This window comes from Corynebacterium sp. HMSC056E09 (assembly GCF_001813425.1).
Lineage (GTDB): Bacteria > Actinomycetota > Actinomycetes > Mycobacteriales > Mycobacteriaceae > Corynebacterium > Corynebacterium hesseae.
The window spans coordinates 103,732-119,700 of sequence record NZ_KV812490.1 but is presented as its reverse complement, the minus strand read 5'-3'; the positions used below and the strand labels follow the sequence as shown (position 1 = coordinate 119,700).

Here is a 15,969-nt window from a genome sequence, read left to right as displayed (position 1 = left end):
TACACGCTACCAGCGCGGCCCCGCCCTACCGACGCTCGCCGCGCCGACGCTCTCGGCGGTACTCCCGCCGCTGCTCCTCACGCGGTACCTGCGCACGCGGCGAGCGCCCCGTCACAGCGCGGCCAAACCTTTCCTCGCGGCTGCGCTCCACCTGTCGTTGGGAGTGCTCGCGGCGCACGCGCTGAGGGTGCTTGCCATGCGCGCGTTCGCGCGGGGCTCGGTGGGCTCCGCCGCGGCGCTCGTTGGGCGGCGTCGGCTCGGGGATGAAGAAAATGCGGTCGAAGAGCGGGCGGCCAAAGTTCTGCATCGCGGACACTTGGAGCGGCTCATGGCGCGCCACGTTGCACAGCAGCCCCATCGAACCGATCGTAATCACCGCAGCTGTACCGCCCGCGGAAATCATCGGCAACTGAATACCCGTCACCGGCAGCACGCCGATGACGTAGCCAATGTTGATGAATGCCTGCACGACAACACCGACCGCCAACGTGGCGGCGAGCAGGGACTGGAACTGATCCTGCGCGCGGGTTGCGGTCCGCAGCCCGAAATAGCCCAGCACGGCAAAAAGCCCGATGACCAGGGCACCGCCCCACAGACCTAGTTCCTCGCCGATAATGGCGAAGACGAAGTCGTTCTTCGCTTCTGGGAGGTAGAACCACTTAGCGCGCGATTGGCCGAGGCCCACGCCCCAGAAGCCGCCGTCGGCAAGCGAAAGGAAGCCCTGGTAAGCCTGGAAACCTGTACCTTGCGTGTCCTCAATGTTTCCGCGCAAGGCATCGAAGTAGGTGTGGAAGCGGTGCGAGCGGAAGCCACCGGCTAGGAAAACGGTGATCATGCCGATAGCGCCGAAGACGCCGACGACGGTAGGAACGCGCCAATCCACGCCTGCGAAAACCAGGGTAAAGACAACGATGAGGGCAAAGGATACGCCCATGCCCAAGTCACCCTGAGCAACGATAAGCACGAACATGATGCCGGCAATGATGGAATACATCATGAATGGATCCGTCAGGCGCATCGAGCGATGCGTCTTATCCGCCAGCGCCGAGGCACCGTACATGCCCACAGCCACACGCGCGAACTCTGAAGGCTGGAAGGCCACGCCTCCCGGCAGCATGATCCATGACTGCGAACCGACCTCCGCGCGGCCAGTACCGATCCCGGGAACGAGGACGAGGATGAGAAGCAGGATGGACAGCCCCAAGAACCAGGGCACGAGCACCCGCAGCGTGCGTGGTGACATGCGCAGGCCAATCCAGAACACAATGAGGCCGGCGACGACGAGCACGCACTGACGCAGGGCGGCTGACCATGGGCTATCGCTTTCTGAAAGGGACGTCGCCATCGACGAGGAAAAGGCCATGAGCACGCCAATGCCAATGAGTGAAAAGATGGCAATACGCAGCACCAAGTAATCGAGCCCGGGATAAGCGCGCAGGCGCTCACGGAGATCACGCAGGTGGTGTCCCAGCGTGCGTGGTGGCTTCTGGGTGCTGGTGGCAGTCACGGCTTCTGGGTGCTCCTAGCTAGCGGGCGAGACGGCGGGCAGCGGCGGCAAAGATGTCGCCGCGCTGGCTCATTCCGGTGTACATGTCCAACGATGCCGCAGCGGGCGCCAAAAGTACGGTACCGCCGGCCTCGGCGTGTTGCACGGCGGCGGCAACTGCCTGCTCCATTGCTGCTTCTGGGTCGTGGCTATCCACGATGATGACGGGGACGTGCGGCGCTTCCTTTGCTAGGGCTTGGGCAAGCACATGCTTGTCGACGCCCACCAGAACCGCCGCCTTCAACCGCGCCGCGTGGGTGCGCAGTAGGTCCGAAACATCGGCGCCTTTGAGCTGACCGCCGGCGACCCACACCACGGAGTCGAGACCACGCATGGCTACCTCCGCGGCGTGCGGGTTCGTGGCCTTGGAATTATCGATGTAGGTCACGCCAGAGTGGCGGTGAACGACCTCTCCGCGGTGCCCCGCCACCACATAGGAGGCGAGGCCTTCGGCGATGGCCTCGGGGCGTGCGCCGGCGAGAGCGGCAACTGCAGACGCAGCGGCAGCGTCCAGCACCCCGGCTAAGCCGGCGGGCTGGATGGTGGTGACGTCCTCGACAACGGCGGCCTTCATCCCAGCGACCTCATTCACCACGAGGCCGCCGGCGCTAACTCCCACCTCACCCGCAGCGGGCTCGGCGTGGCTAAAGGCAGTCGCTTCCGGAATCGAGGAAGCGAGAGCTACAACGTGCTCGTCATCTTTGCCGTAGACAGCGTGCTGCCCGCGCAGGATCTTGGCTTTGTCGGCGGCGTAGGCATCGAAGGAACCATGCCAATCCAGGTGATCATCGGCGAGGTTGAGCAGCGCTCCCACCTCCGGGCGCAGCTGGGAGGACCAGTGCAGTTGGAAAGAGGACAGCTCCGCCACGAGGATGTCCACGCGGGGCTCAGCGGCCAGGGCATCAAAGGACGAGACGCCGATATTGCCTACCGCTTGTGCGCGCTGGCCGGAGCGCTGCTCGTCGGCAGCCATGATGGCGGCGAGCATGCCGGTCGTCGTGGTCTTGCCGTTCGTACCGGTTATCGCGAGCCAGCGGCGAGGGGCGCCGAAGACCTCTGCGCGGTCGAGGCGGTAAGCCAGCTCAACATCACCGATGACCTCAAGTCCTTGGGAAGCGGCCGCGACGAGCAACGGCGAGTCGGGGCGCCATCCTGGTGAGGTCACGACGAGCGAGTACTCCGAAAGGTCGACCGCGGCCGTGTCTACGGCAGCGACGCCCAGCTCGGAGGCGATGCGGCTGCGGGATTCCGTATTGCCGTCAGCCACCGTGAGGTCCACGCCCAGGCTGGCCAAGACCGTCGCGCAACCACGACCAGATACGCCTGCGCCGGCGATAAGGACGCGGCCGGAAAGAAATTCTGAACGCGTCATGCTCCAACTCCAATGCCCGCAGCGGTCAGCCAATCACCGTAGAAGATGGCGACGCCGGCCATAGCCGCCATGGCGGCCAAAAGCCAGAAGCGGACGACGACGGCCGTTTCTGCCCAGCCACCATTCTCGAAGTGGTGGTGGATCGGAGCCATACGGAAGAAGCGCTTGCCCGTGGAGTGGAAGACCACGATTTGGATGACAACGGACACCGTCTCGATGACGAAGAGCGCGCCGATGATGATCATGAGCAGCTCGGTGCGGCTGGTGACGGAGATACCGGCAACCAGACCACCCAGCGCCAGGGAGCCAGTGTCCCCCATGAAGATCTTTGCCGGGGCGGCGTTCCACCACAGGAATCCGAGGCAGCCGCCCAAGCCCGCAGCCGCAAGCACGGCCAGATCGAGGGGATCGCGCACTTGGTAGCAGCCGGCGGCGAAGTTGGTGGCGCAGGAGTACCGGAATTGCCAGAAAGTCATCAGCGAGTAGGAGCCCATGACGATGGCCGTGACACCGGCCGCAAGCCCGTCGAGCCCATCGGTGAGGTTGACGGCATTCGACCACGCCGCGATAAGGATGTACATGAAGATCAAGAACACGATGGTTCCGATCACGGTGCCGCCGACGGCGAGGTCAAAAATCTTCAGGTCACGGATGAAGGACAGCTTCGTGGAACCGGGGGTCAGGCCATCATCATTGGGGAAGCGCAGAACAAAGAAGCCGAAGAGCAGCGCCAGCACGAGCTGGCTGACGAGCTTTGCGGTCTTGTTGAGGCCGAGATTGCGGTGCCGGAAGAGCTTGATGAAGTCATCCGCAAACCCCACTGCGCCAAGTCCCAGCGTCAATCCAAGGACGAGGAGACCCGACGCGGTGAAGCCCTCATGCCCCGTCAGGAGCCCGTAGATGCTGGCAACGAGATAGGCCACAAGGATGCCGGCCAGGATGGCTAGTCCACCCATCGTCGGCGTACCACGCTTGCGCAGGTGGGACTTAGGACCGTCTTCACGGATCTCCTGTCCGCGGCCGGTATCGGAAAAGTACCGGATAAGAACCGGGGTGGTAAAGATCGCCACGAGGAAGCTAACCGCACCAGCGATGATGATCTGAGTCACGAGCTTGAAGTCCTTTCTAGCGGCTAGCTGTTGTTCAGCTGTTCCGCGACCAACCAAAGACGTTGGGCATTGGAGGCCTTAATCAAGACCACGTCCTTAACGCTACGGCTAGCCCAATCATCGACCCCTGCCGGGGCCACGCGCAGAATGCCGTCGACAGCCTTTGCAGCCGCCGCGGCATCGGCGCACACCACTGTATTTATACCCTGCTGCATGGCTGCCTTGGCCATTGCCCGGCAGTTGGGATTCTCCCCTACTGCAACTAGGTGCTCCACGTGGTATTTGGCCAAAATCTCACCGAGCTGGCGGTGCGATTTTTCCGCATCGCCGCCGAGTTCTCCCATCTCCCCCAATACTGCGATGGCACGAGCATCGGGGCGCGCGGCGGCGGTATAGGCCAAGGCGGCGATCGCCGCGCGCATCGAATCCGGGTTAGCGTTATAGGAGTCATCGATGACTGTGACGCCATCGCGGCGTGTGCGCACGTCCATCCGGTGCTCGGAGGCGAGACGATGCCCAGACAGGGCAGCAGCCACGGTGGCGGCCGATACCCCGAGCTCGATCGCTGCGGCCGCGGCAGCGAGCGCGTTGGATACCTGGTGGGAGCCAAAAACCTGCAGCTTCACGGCAACGGGCTCGGCATCCGGGCTATGCAAGGTAAAGGAGGGGCGGGCGACGTCATCGAGTTCAATATCGGTGGCGTAATACTGCGCTGCCGGTGCGCCTCCGCGGCGGTTTTCCGTGGAGTAGTACACCACCTTGGCCGCCGTGCGGGGAGCCATCGCGGCGACGAAAGGATCATCAGCGTTGAGGACGGCCACGCCGCCGTCGACAGCCTTCGGCAGTGCTTCTACGAGTTCTCCTTTGGCCTTCGCGATGTTTTCGCGCGAACCAAACTCACCAAGGTGTGCTGTGCCGACGTTGAGAACAACGCCGACGCGCGGCGCGGTGATGTTGGTCAGGTGCCGGATGTGTCCAATGCCGCGGGCCGACATCTCCGCCACGAGGTAGCGCGTGTGCTCATCGCAGCGCAGGGCCGTATAAGGCAGACCAATTTCATTGTTGAAGGAGCCTGGCGGGGCAACGGTCTCCCCCACCTCACGGAAGATAGTGGCTATCAGGTCTTTGGTGGACGTCTTTCCTGCCGAACCAGTAACGCCCACAATGGTGAGCTCCTGTTCGGCTGCAAGCCGCTGGGTTACTGCTCGGGCGAGCGCGGAGAGTGCTTCAACGACGGCCGCGGCGGAGCCATCGGCATCATTGGCATAAATGTCCGCATTGGCACCGTCGCCTTCGACGCGCCCGTGCGGCTCGACGACGATCGCCGGAACGCCCACCGGCCGCGCCGCCAAAACAGCCGCGGCCCCTTTGTCAATCGCGGTGTTGGCAAAGTCGTGCCCATCTACCCGAGCGCCGGGCAGCGCCACAAAGAGACCGCCCGGGGTGACCTTACGAGAATCGAATTCGACGAACCCAGTCACTCGGGTATCTGGATCGTTGACATTATCCAGGCGGCCGCCCGTGATCTGAGCGATCTCAGCGAGGCTTAACGCAATCATGCTTGCTCCTTGGATTCTTCGTTACTCAGGGTAGTCGCAGTGGCCATGGCATCAAGGGCGCGAGCCATCTCCTCGCGGTCATCGAAGTGATGAACGGTATCGCCAATCAACTGTCCTACCTCATGGCCCTTGCCGACGACGATGACAGCATCACCCGGCTGCGCCCACGTCACGACCTCATCGATGGCCTCGGCGCGGGAGCCAACTTCTCGAATATCGGCCGACGGGTTCGCCTCGCGGGCTCCCGCCAGCACGGCGGCGCGGATGGCGGCCGGGTCTTCGGTTCGGGGATTGTCGTCGGTGACGACGACAAGGTCGGCGCCCTTCGCGGCCGCCGCGCCCATAAGCGGACGCTTGGAAGAGTCACGGTCGCCACCTGCGCCAACGACGATGCCGATGCGGCCCGCGCTGCCGTCCGACTGCGTACGCAGGGTGTCCAGCACGGCCGCGATTGCAGCCGGCTTGTGTGCGTAGTCAACCACGGCGACAAAGTCTTGGCCGCGGTCGATGCGCTCCATGCGGCCTGGGACCGCCACCTTTTCGACTCCTTCGAGGAAAACTCGTGGCTCGACTCCCACAGCGGCGGCCATTCCCGTCGCGAGTGCCGCATTGGCAATGTTGAAGGTGCCCGGCATGGGCAGGCGGAATTCATAAGTACCGGCCTGCTCACCAGAGGCGACCTTGAGTTCCACCTGCTGTGCACCGGTGACCTCGGTGCTGAGCTGGCGGCCAGTGATATCAGCCTCGCGAGCCTCCGAACCCGTCGACACCTGAATCACCGGGCGTGCAGCTGCTCGCTGCGCCATGCGACGCCCCCATTCGTCATCGATGCAAATCACTGAGCGGTCGGCGGCTTGGGGGCCGTCGAAAAGCATGGCCTTGGCCTCGAAATAGTCCTCCATTGTCGGGTGGAAGTCCAGGTGGTCCTGGCTCAGGTTGGTAAATCCGCCCACGTTGAAGTGTGTGCCTTGAACTCGCCCCAAGGAAAGCGCGTGGGAGGACACCTCCATCACGACGTGCGTGACCCCCTCGGAAACCATTCGTGCAAAAAGCTCTTGCAAGGTCGGCGCTTCCGGAGTGGTCAAGGACGTAGGTACCGGCTCACGGTTGATGCGAGTGCCCGTCGTGCCGATGAGGCCGACCGAATAGCCCGCATGCAACAGCCCCGCCTCAAGGAGGTAACTCGTCGTAGTTTTACCGGAGGTGCCTGTCACGCCGAGGATGGTGAGCTTCTGCGTGGGATGACCATAAATCTCGGCAGAGACGGTACCGAGGATGGCGCGGATATCCTCCACCACGAGAATCGGCCGCGACTCCCCTGCTTCGACGAGAATGCGCTGGCCTTCGGCATCCGTAAGAATGGCAGCCGCCGCGGTATCTGCGGCAAACTTCGCGCCATGGACGCGTGTTCCAGGAAGCGCCGCGAACAGGCCGCCGGGCGGCAGCGTCGCAGAATTCAATCCACAGGCCCCCACAGTGATCGAGGTATCCCCGATCACCGTGCCCCCAGAAATCTCTGCTAGGCGCTCAAGGCTGGTGCTGCTTGTCACGATGCTTCCTCTTCTCTGTTGTTCTGTGCTCTAGGTGTATTTATCGGCGCTGTTGCTTTTACTCGGCACGCAAGGTCAGTTTCGGTGCTGGCGGAGAGGGCGGGATATTGTCGCGGTCTAGCAACCAGGATGCAATATCGCTGAATACGGGGGCCGCGGATTGACCGCCGGATCCGTCGTCGTTGACACCGGATTCAGGTTCATCAAGCATGACGGCGACGACGAAGCGGGGGTCGTCGGCAGGCGCAATGCCCGCGAACGTGATCCAGTACTTGGAGTTGGAATAGGCCCCAGTTTCCTCATCGACTTTCTGCGCGGTACCGGTCTTGCCGGAGAGCTGATAGCCCTCGATATTGGCGTTTCCGGCGGTACCGTTGTTAATGCCCTGCGGGTCATCCTGGAAAACGGCGCGGAACATATCCACGACTGTGCGCGCGGTTTCGGCGCTGACCACGCGGGTGGTCTCGGGCTCCTCCAGTTCTTCCTTCGTCCCGTCCGGCGCTGTAATCGAGTCAATGATGCGCGGCTCGATGCGCTCACCATCATTGGCCAGGGCCTGGTAAATAGATGCCAATTGCAAGGCTGTCCATGATTGGCCTTGGCCAATGGGCAGGTTAGCGAACGTTCCGCCCGACCACTGCGAGCGATCGGGAACAAGTCCCGGGGACTCGTTGGGCAGCTCGATGCCGGTAGTCTGGCCGAGGCCGAACTTCTTCAGGTAGTCGGCATACTTATCTTGGCCGAGTCGATCTGCCAACATCAGCGTTCCCACGTTCGATGACTTACCGAAGACGCCGGTCGTGGTGTAGGGCTCGACGCCGTGCGGCCAGGCATCGTTCACAGTCACGCCGGCCATGTCGATGGAACCGGGCACCTGCAGAACCTCATTAGGGTCAGTAAGCCCCTCTTCAATGGCTGCTGCGGCGGTGATGATCTTTGCCACCGAGCCTGGCTCGAAGGGGTGCGAGACAGCGAGGTTGTCGAAGGTCTTATCCTTGTCCAGCTGCTTTTCGATGTCCTTGTTCGGATCAACCGTTCCAGTATTTGCCATCGCCAAAACCTGGCCGGTAGCTGCGTCCAAGACGACTGCCTCGGCGCTCTTCGCCTTCGAGTTGGCCTTCGCCTTCTCCAGCTTTTGTTGCACGTAAGTCTGCAAGTCGAGGTCCAGCGTCAGCGTCACGTTCTTGCCGTCGGTGGTGGGCACCTGATCGCGGAGAGTACCTGGGATGACCTGGCCGCTGGCGGAAACGTCTTCCGTCGAGCTGCCATCGATTCCCGTGAGGGTGGTGTCTCCGGAAGCTTCGAAACCGAATTGTCCCTGGCCATCCATGGATACCTTGCCAATGACGTTCTCAGCGATCGATCCGTTGGGGTACTGGCGGATTTGCTGTTCATCGGCAGCCAGGCCGTGGTATTCCTCAGCGATGGCTACCGCGACATCCGGGTCGACGTTGCGCACGAGAACCTCGTACTGGGTATCGGCACGGAGCTTATCCATGATCTGATCCGAATCCACGTCGCCAGCGTCGATGCCCGCTTCCTTCAGCTTGTCCGGGATTCCCTTCGACATGTCGGTGAGCCTCTCTGTCACCTTGTCGTCGAGGTAGGTCTTCTTTGCGTCGGGCGCTAGGGACGCAAACTCGGCCTCGTCGGAGGCCTTCTGCTCTTCCTGTTCACGAAGCTCATCGCGCAGGCGGGTCGGTGACACAGTCAAGGACCGAGCGCGCATGGTGTAGGCCAAACGCTGGCCATCGCGAGCAAGAATCTCGCCACGCCCAGCGGTATCCACATAAACACGAGTTCGCTGTTCTGCGGCCTTCGCTGCCAAGTCTGGGCCCCACACGATCTGCACCCATGCGAGGCGCCCCATCCACGCCAGCATGACGACGAGTAGTACCGCCGCAATGACATGAACGCGACGGTGCATCGTCTTTTGCTGGCTCATAAACGGCTTGCCGGTACGCGGGTTTCGGGAACGGGTCGCGGGAACGACGCGGTCGGCGTCGTAACGCTGCCGTGGTTGGTGAGAGGTACCGCGCGGTTGGGCGGCACGGGCGGCGGAAACGCGCCTCGGGCGCCGGCCACCTGAGTGTGGTGGGGTCACACGTCACCTTTCTATCTGCAGCGAGGATGGTATTTGAACAGCTAAACATCGTGCCCCCACTGGTGCGGGGGTGGAGATGAACTCATCCCGAATTGTGCCCTATGATCGCCGCCCGTCCACGCAGGCACGCGCGGAGCGGGAAGGGATTCTACCCCCGAGCGGCGTAAGGAGCCTGAGCTGGGATGTCCGGCAGCTCTACGTTTCCTTCACCCGACTGACCTCCCTCGGAGTTGTCTCCCGAACGTGAATCATTCGGGGAAGAGCTCTCACGCTCGCCCTGCCTTCCGTTGAGATTCGGGCGGGCGTTCAGGTTGTCGGACATGTTGGCGGTCGCGTTCGGGTCACTGGAAGCCTGTCCCGGGCGGACCGGCTCGCCGTTGACATCGATGACCGATTCCATATCCGGAGTTGCCTCACGCTTTTGTTCCACGTTGCCGTCCGGACCGACTTCCACAACGCCCGGCTGGACCGGGATACCCATCTTGGCTTCGTGGGCACGGCGGGCAACATCGGAGGCGGAGCGAACATTTTCCAAGTCTCGGTTGAGAGTTTCTATCTGGTTATCCAGCGTGGATTCCTGGGCGGTAAGCTCCTGAATCTTGAAAGTCTGGGACGTCGACAAGCCCGAAAGCCACATGGCCGCAGCCACACCAGCGATAAGTAGGCCGATGGCAATGAAGGACAGGCGGGCGAAAAGACCAGTGACCCGAGTGGGCTGCACAACACGGCGCCCACGATTACTCACTACCTGCTTCGACCCAAGGCGGTTTCCCCGCAGGCTGGTTGCACCCCGTCGTGAGGGCACTGTGCCGCGATGCGGAGTGCGGCTGGGCAGCGGCGTGGTACGGCGACCCCGCTCAAGCAGTGCGGTCCCCTGCCCCGAGACGTCGGCTCCAGTAGTGAAATCGCGGCTAGCGCCCATGGTGTGGGTCCTCTCGTGGTCGCGGCGGTCGGTTGCCTGTGCAGTGCGGTCTCTCAACGTCATGGCCTACCTCCCGGTTCATGAAAAGACGGGGTCCCTTCAAGACGCTCGAGAGCGCGCACCCGGACGGATGCCGCCCGCGGGTTCTCCGCAATCTCTTCCTTGCTCGCCTTCTCGGCCCCACGCGTCACAATGGAGTAGTGCGCCGCGGTGCCCGGGAGATCCATGGGCAGGCCCGCCGGTGTGGTCGAGGTGCTGAGTTTGGTGAAGGCATGCTTGACGATGCGATCTTCGAGCGACTGGTAGCTCATAAACACCGCGCGCCCACCAACGGACAGGGCATCCGTGATTACGGGGATAACCTGCTCAATCGCTTCAAGCTCGCGGTTGACCTCGACGCGCAAAGCCTGGAAGGTTCGCTTCGCAGGGTGGCCGCCGGTGCGGCGAGTTGCCGCCGGGATAGCGGCGTACAACAGCTCAACTAATCGCGCGGAATTGCTGAAAGGTTCCTTTTCCCTTTCCCTGAGCACAGCGGACGCAATCTTGCCGGCGAAGCGCTCATCACCATAAGTCTTGAGGATGCGGGCAAGCTCGCCGTGACTATACGTATTCAGAATGTCGGCGGCCGTCATTTCCTGGCGTGGGTCCATGCGCATATCCAGCGGCGCGTCGGTCTTGTACGCAAATCCGCGGTCGATCTGATCGAGCTGCATGGATGACACACCAAGATCAAACAGCGCCCCGGCAATGCCGTGCTCCCGCGCGATAGAAAAAATTTCGTGCTCGCCCTGCGCAATGGCGCTGCCCACCTCGTCGAAGCGCGCGTTGACGGCGACGAAGCGGTCAGCGAAGGGACTGAGACGGCGAGAAGCATTGCTCAAGGAGGCGGAGTCACGATCCACACCAATGATGCGTGCGGCGGGAAAGCAGTTGAGGAAGTACTCACTGTGGCCGCCGGCGCCGAGGGTGCCGTCGACAATCACTGCGTTCTCCCCTGCCGCTTCAACCGCTGGGGCAAGCAGCTGAGCCATGCGCGCACGCATGACGGGGACATGGCCATGGTTGTCATTCACGTCGTAGGTAATAGTGCCATTGCGGTCCACAGCTGCTGTCCCCCTTTCCGTTCAGGCGCCTGAGGCTGCTGTCTGATGTGGTCGATAAAAAATCGAGTGCGTATAGGGCCCTGTCCGAGGAAGGGTTCTGATGTCGGGGAAGTACACCAGCTCATCCTCCTCGGGCAGAGTCCGTACACGCACTCTCGGTGCACCGGGCTAGCCCTAAAGCAGTCCGGCAAGTACGTCATCGGCGTCTGCCGCCGAGTAAGCGTCTTCAGTTTGCGCCTGGTATTCAGCCCATGCGGCTGCGTCCCAGATTTCGAGGAAGTCGACCGAGCCCACAACCACGCATTCCTTCGTCAGGTTTGCGTACTCACGGTGGCCTGCAGACAGCGTGATACGCCCGTGCCCATCGGGACGCTGCTCGTCCGCACTCGCTGCCAAGTTACGGATGAACGCACGTGCGTCCGGGTTGGTACGAGACACAGCCGCAGCCTTCCTGGCTCGTGCCGCGAACTCCTCGCGCGGGTACACCGCAAGCGAGTGATCCTGCCCCTTGGTGACCATGAGGCCACCGGCCAGTTCTTCGCGAAACTTCGCTGGAAGCGTAAGCCGCCCTTTGTCATCGAGCTTGGGAGTGTAGGTGCCGAGAAACATCCCCGGGTCCACCTTCCTGTCACTCGAAAACTCCGGATTCCTCTCGCGACAAGAGAACAACTCTCCTCCGCTGCGCCCCACTCTACCCCACTTTCCCCCACCACCAACACCTTTAGCACCCCACCCTCCCGCGTGTCACAATAAATCCCCAGATAAAAGGATGTTTTTCCGGTGGGAAGTTTTCCCGGCGCCCCCTTGACATACCGCTAAAGTAGGGACCCTCCCCGGGCAATCACCCACGCAACTTCCACCCCTTAGAAACTAAATCTCCTCACCAGCCCCAGAATCCTGCAACTTTGCCCGCCCCACCCCCAACAAAACCGCCAGCGGCACCCAGGCTCCAGCCCCCAGCCCACACGAGTGGGTGAAAGTGGGGAATTGAGGGAAAGCGACCAAAAGCGCCGCCACCACCGCCTCCCTTTTTTAGAAACGCCGCGTTCCTATGATAGAAACAGTGTGTTGCCATCTTGAGAACCACGGGATGGCGCTCCATTAGTTTTCTTCACCCACTAGGAAGATCCCCTATGTATCTAGCTTGGCGCGAGATGCTCTTCGCGCGTACCCGATTCATCCTCATGGGCGTTGTCCTTGCCCTCATGTCCATGCTCGTCGTCATCATCTCCGGCCTCACAGCAGGTTTGGTCAACGACGGCGTCTCCGGACTAAAAGCAATGGATGCCGACGTCGTCGCTTTCGCCGACGGCACCCAGAAAGACTCAGCTTTCACCCGCTCGGTTGTCGATGCCTCTGATAGCGAGTCCTTCGCTCAGCACGACGGCGTGGAAGAAGCCGCTCCTCTTGGCCTGACCATCGCCAATGCCCATAACCAAAACGGCACGGCAGTGGACCTGACCCTGCTGGGAGTAGAACCGGACTCCTTCGTGGCACCGGCAGGTTTGCCCGCACTTGACACCAACCGGGTCGACGGCCAGCCCAGCAACACCAAGCACGACATCATCGTCTCCTCCACCCTGCACGATGAAGGCATCGAGGTCGGCGACACCATCACGCTCGATCGCTTGGATATCCCGCTGAATGTCGTTGGGTTTACCGATAACCAACGCACCTTCGGACACGTGGACGTGGCCTACCTTCCGCTCGACATCTGGCAAGAGATCCACGCTGGCGGTCGCCACGGCGAAGCCGTGAACCCAGACGCTTATGACGAAGCCTCCGTCATCGTCGCCCGCACGTCAGACAAGCCGGACACCGAGGCCCTCTCGGAACAGTCCGGCCTGGATGTTCGAACCCTCAAGGAAAGCTTCGACTCCTCCCCCGGCTACACCGCCGAGATGATGACCTTATCCATGATCACGTGGTTCCTGTACGTCATCGCCGCACTCGTGACCGGCGCCTTCTTCCTCGTGTGGACCATTCAGCGGGCCGGCAATATCGCCACCCTCCGCGCGATGGGCGCGACCAAGGGTTTCTTGTTGCGCGATAGCCTCGGCCAGGCAGTCGTCATCCTTGTCTTGTCCATCCTGGCGGGTGCGCTTGTCGCCGTCGGCCTGGGCAGCCTCCTGGAGCAGACTGCCATGCCTTATGCCACCGAATTCAGTTCCGTCATCAGTGGCGGACTCATCCTCTTCGTCGCTGGTCTGCTCGGCGCTTTCATCGCCGTTGTCCGTGTCACCCGAACCAACCCCCTCGCAGCCCTAGGAGAAAACCGATGAGCCCAGCTTTGGAACTAAAAGACGTCACCGTCAGCTACACCGATGGCGATTCGCAGGTTAAGGCACTCGATTCCGTCAACCTCAGCATCAATCCCGGCGAATTCGTTGCCGTGGTCGGACCATCAGGTTCCGGCAAGTCCACGCTGCTCGCTGTTGCGGGCGCATTGACGACGCCCGATTCCGGCCAGGTCCTCGTTGCGGGCGAGGACATCGTGCAGCTTGGCGACGCCCAACTGGCACAGATCCGCCGCAACCACATCGGCTTCGTCTTCCAGTCCACCGGAAACCTTCCTTCCGCGTTGACTGCGGAGGAACAGCTCGAGCTGGCCAGCAAAGTCATTGGTAAGACTGGGCGCTATTCCAGCACTCAACTCCTCGACAAGGTTGGCATGAAACATCGCGCCAAGCACCGCCCGGGCGGCTTGTCCGGCGGTGAACGGCAGCGCGTTGGCATCGCGCGTGCACTCGTTGGCAACCCCCAGGTGCTGCTTGTCGACGAACCCACCGCAGCCCTAGATCGTGCACGCTCCCAGGAGATCGTTGCGCTCTTGGCAAAGGAATGCCACGACTTTAACGTCGCGGGCGTCATGGTCACTCACGACTACGAGGTTCTCGATCACTGCGACAAGGTCTATGAGATGGTCGACGGCCGCTTAACACCGGCCACCGCATCCGCCCAGCGATAAGCAAAGAATGCGCAGCTTAACGTAGACTCACACGCATGCCAAAGATCACTGAAACGACAGTAGCCGAGCACCGCGCCGTCCAGCACCGTGCGGTGCTCGAGGCTGCCGAAAAGCTGATCATCACTAGCCATGGTGCAGTCCCCACCTTGGCCGAAGTTGCCGCAGAAGTCGGGCTTGCCCGCCCCAGCATCTATCGATACGTATCATCCCAGCACGATCTACTGGTACAGCTGCTTATTCAGGCGACCCAATCGTGGAATGAGCAACTCGAGGCCGCCATGAAGGTAGCCTCCCCGGAGCCTAAGAAGCGCATCCACGCCTATGTCGACGCCACGCTCGATCTCTTCATTCATAGTGCACACGGCCATTTAATGACCGCCGCACAGCACTTCCCCCAGGCCTTTGCTGACGAGGCAGTACAGAAGTCTCATGGCGGCTTCGCCTCCATCGTTGACGAGTTCTGCCCCGGCGTTTCCCCAGTAGATATCTCGTTGCTCAATGCGGCCATCGTCCGCGCCTCTGAGCTGGCGGACGGCTCACCGGAAAAGCTCAACAGCGCAACGCAAACCCTCTACGCAATGGCCGAAGCCATCCTACCCTAGGCCACCACATCAAAAGAGCCCTCCGCGGATTAAAGCGGAGGGCTATTCGGGACCAGCTTTGGGACCGGTTCTAGACGCTTAGCGACCTTCGAAACGACGACGGAAATTGTCTTCGAGGCGGTTTCCAACGTCGCTACCGCCCTTCTTGGATTGCTTGCCGCGACCCCGAGTGGACGACTGCGCACCGACTGCAACCAGAGAATCCTCCGAGTTCCCGCGCAGCATCCAGACGCCGGATCCAAACATGACTAGGAAGCCGAGGACCGAGAGGCTCACAAACCACAGGGATTGCTGGGCCAGCGCAATACCGCCCACCATCATGCAGAGACCGACAACAATCAGGGCAACTCCGCGGAGGGTGATAACGCCCGAGTTTGCGCCGAAAGAAGTTTCACCGGACACCGACGCACCAAAACCAGGATCATTGGCCAGCAACGACTGCTCAATTTCACGCAGCGCTTGCTGTTCGTGCTCAGAAAGGGCCACAGCGTCCTCCGTAGTGGGTTGGGTTTAGGTAGTGGAACTGGGAAATAGGATTACTACCTCTATAACGTCAAGGATAGCGAGATAGTTCCCGCAAAGACAGTCCACACGTTTTAAACGCACTACGCCCCACTACTGTGGCCCCGCGCTCCGCATTAAGCCGCGAGACCACCGAAGCCCAGCTCAGACTCAGTCGCATCCACATAGCGGGCGGCAAGCGCCACATAGCGATAGACCGTATCAGGATCAGGGACCGGATCCAGTCCGGATGCCACTCGCGAACGCACAAGCGAGTAGTCCTTAAACTCCGCTGCCCACTGCGCATCAGCCTGGCCGATGAGCGCCACTTGCTCCCAAGCGGAGGTGGGCAAGCGCCGACGACGTGACACCGTGGACGCCGCCACCCGAGCACCGGCAGCGCGCAGCGAGGCGCGATAGGCCATTTCCAAAGCGTCCGCGAAACGCCCCTCCGCCGCGCTCTGGCGCGCCTCCACCAACAAATCCAACGCTTGACCCACGAAACGATCGCGGCGTACGCACTGCAACGCCTCCCGGTTACGGCTCCGCGCCGCTGCTGTTGCTGAGATTACCTGTGCCATGACCTCTCCCCCTTGGGCTTCTTCCTGAGCTTGTCAATAGAGACTGTGTTGT

General features: G+C 61.8%; 14 protein-coding genes. 3 read left to right on the top strand and 11 right to left on the bottom strand.

Annotation, left to right across the window (positions count from 1 at the left end):
- Positions 1 to 25: 25 nt before the first annotated feature.
- The 9 genes from HMPREF2912_RS03505 to mraZ all read right to left on the bottom strand — a co-directional run bounded on the left by HMPREF2912_RS03505 (position 26) and on the right by mraZ (position 11,874).
- A complete protein-coding gene (locus tag HMPREF2912_RS03505; protein ID WP_070683247.1) occupies positions 26 to 1,507 on the bottom strand; it encodes an FtsW/RodA/SpoVE family cell cycle protein in 1,482 nt (493 codons plus the stop codon).
- A gap of 19 nt (positions 1,508 to 1,526) precedes the next feature.
- Complete coding sequence (gene murD, locus HMPREF2912_RS03500) at positions 1,527 to 2,918, bottom strand: UDP-N-acetylmuramoyl-L-alanine--D-glutamate ligase (protein WP_070683245.1); 1,392 nt, start codon at positions 2,916 to 2,918, stop codon at positions 1,527 to 1,529.
- The gene (gene mraY, locus HMPREF2912_RS03495) at positions 2,915 to 4,027 is read right to left on the bottom strand and encodes a phospho-N-acetylmuramoyl-pentapeptide-transferase (RefSeq protein ID WP_070683244.1); all 1,113 of its coding nucleotides are present in this window, start codon (positions 4,025 to 4,027) and stop codon (positions 2,915 to 2,917) included. Before mraY ends, murD begins: the two co-directional genes overlap by 4 nt.
- Before the next feature lie 23 nt (positions 4,028 to 4,050).
- Positions 4,051 to 5,586 carry a UDP-N-acetylmuramoyl-tripeptide--D-alanyl-D-alanine ligase gene (murF, locus tag HMPREF2912_RS03490; protein ID WP_070561908.1) on the bottom strand — a complete coding sequence of 512 codons (1,536 nt, stop codon included), beginning with the start codon at positions 5,584 to 5,586 and terminating at the stop codon, positions 4,051 to 4,053.
- Positions 5,583 to 7,136 (bottom strand): UDP-N-acetylmuramoyl-L-alanyl-D-glutamate--2,6-diaminopimelate ligase, encoded by a 1,554-nt coding sequence (locus HMPREF2912_RS03485; protein ID WP_070683242.1) that lies wholly within the window; start codon positions 7,134 to 7,136, stop codon positions 5,583 to 5,585. The genes murF and HMPREF2912_RS03485 overlap by 4 nt, the downstream gene beginning before the upstream one ends.
- A 58-nt stretch (positions 7,137 to 7,194) precedes the next feature.
- Positions 7,195 to 9,063: a peptidoglycan D,D-transpeptidase FtsI family protein gene (locus HMPREF2912_RS03480; RefSeq protein WP_070683240.1), complete on the bottom strand. Its 1,869-nt coding sequence runs from the start codon at positions 9,061 to 9,063 to the stop codon at positions 7,195 to 7,197.
- Positions 9,064 to 9,388: 325 nt separating this feature from the next.
- Positions 9,389 to 10,225: a cell division protein FtsL gene (locus HMPREF2912_RS03475; protein WP_070623239.1), complete on the bottom strand. Its 837-nt coding sequence runs from the start codon at positions 10,223 to 10,225 to the stop codon at positions 9,389 to 9,391.
- A complete protein-coding gene (gene rsmH / locus HMPREF2912_RS03470; protein WP_070519847.1) occupies positions 10,222 to 11,265 on the bottom strand; it encodes a 16S rRNA (cytosine(1402)-N(4))-methyltransferase RsmH in 1,044 nt (347 codons plus the stop codon). The genes HMPREF2912_RS03475 and rsmH overlap by 4 nt, the downstream gene beginning before the upstream one ends.
- 174 nt (positions 11,266 to 11,439) lie before the next feature.
- On the bottom strand, positions 11,440 to 11,874 hold the full coding sequence (mraZ, locus tag HMPREF2912_RS03465) for a division/cell wall cluster transcriptional repressor MraZ (protein ID WP_010190539.1): 435 nt from the start codon (positions 11,872 to 11,874) through the stop codon (positions 11,440 to 11,442).
- A 524-nt stretch (positions 11,875 to 12,398) separates the two neighbouring features.
- Between mraZ and HMPREF2912_RS03460 the strand changes: the two genes are divergently transcribed.
- From HMPREF2912_RS03460 to HMPREF2912_RS03450, 3 genes are read left to right on the top strand one after another with little or no spacing between them, the layout of a single operon-like run.
- Complete coding sequence (locus HMPREF2912_RS03460; protein ID WP_070519845.1) at positions 12,399 to 13,547, top strand: ABC transporter permease; 1,149 nt, start codon at positions 12,399 to 12,401, stop codon at positions 13,545 to 13,547.
- Positions 13,544 to 14,233 carry an ABC transporter ATP-binding protein gene (locus HMPREF2912_RS03455; RefSeq protein WP_070519843.1) on the top strand — a complete coding sequence of 230 codons (690 nt, stop codon included), beginning with the start codon at positions 13,544 to 13,546 and terminating at the stop codon, positions 14,231 to 14,233. The genes HMPREF2912_RS03460 and HMPREF2912_RS03455 overlap by 4 nt, the downstream gene beginning before the upstream one ends.
- Before the next feature lie 35 nt (positions 14,234 to 14,268).
- Complete coding sequence (locus tag HMPREF2912_RS03450) at positions 14,269 to 14,835, top strand: TetR/AcrR family transcriptional regulator (protein ID WP_070519840.1); 567 nt, start codon at positions 14,269 to 14,271, stop codon at positions 14,833 to 14,835.
- Between the two features lie 78 nt (positions 14,836 to 14,913).
- On the opposite strand, the gene HMPREF2912_RS03445 is transcribed toward HMPREF2912_RS03450, so the two are convergent.
- Together HMPREF2912_RS03445 and HMPREF2912_RS03440 are read right to left on the bottom strand one after the other, a co-directional pair.
- Entirely contained in the window at positions 14,914 to 15,321 is a 408-nt protein-coding gene (locus HMPREF2912_RS03445; protein WP_070519838.1) for a DUF3040 domain-containing protein, read from the bottom strand.
- A 152-nt stretch (positions 15,322 to 15,473) separates the two neighbouring features.
- Complete coding sequence (locus HMPREF2912_RS03440; RefSeq protein ID WP_070683239.1) at positions 15,474 to 15,917, bottom strand: SAV_6107 family HEPN domain-containing protein; 444 nt, start codon at positions 15,915 to 15,917, stop codon at positions 15,474 to 15,476.
- Positions 15,918 to 15,969: the final 52 nt, after the last annotated feature.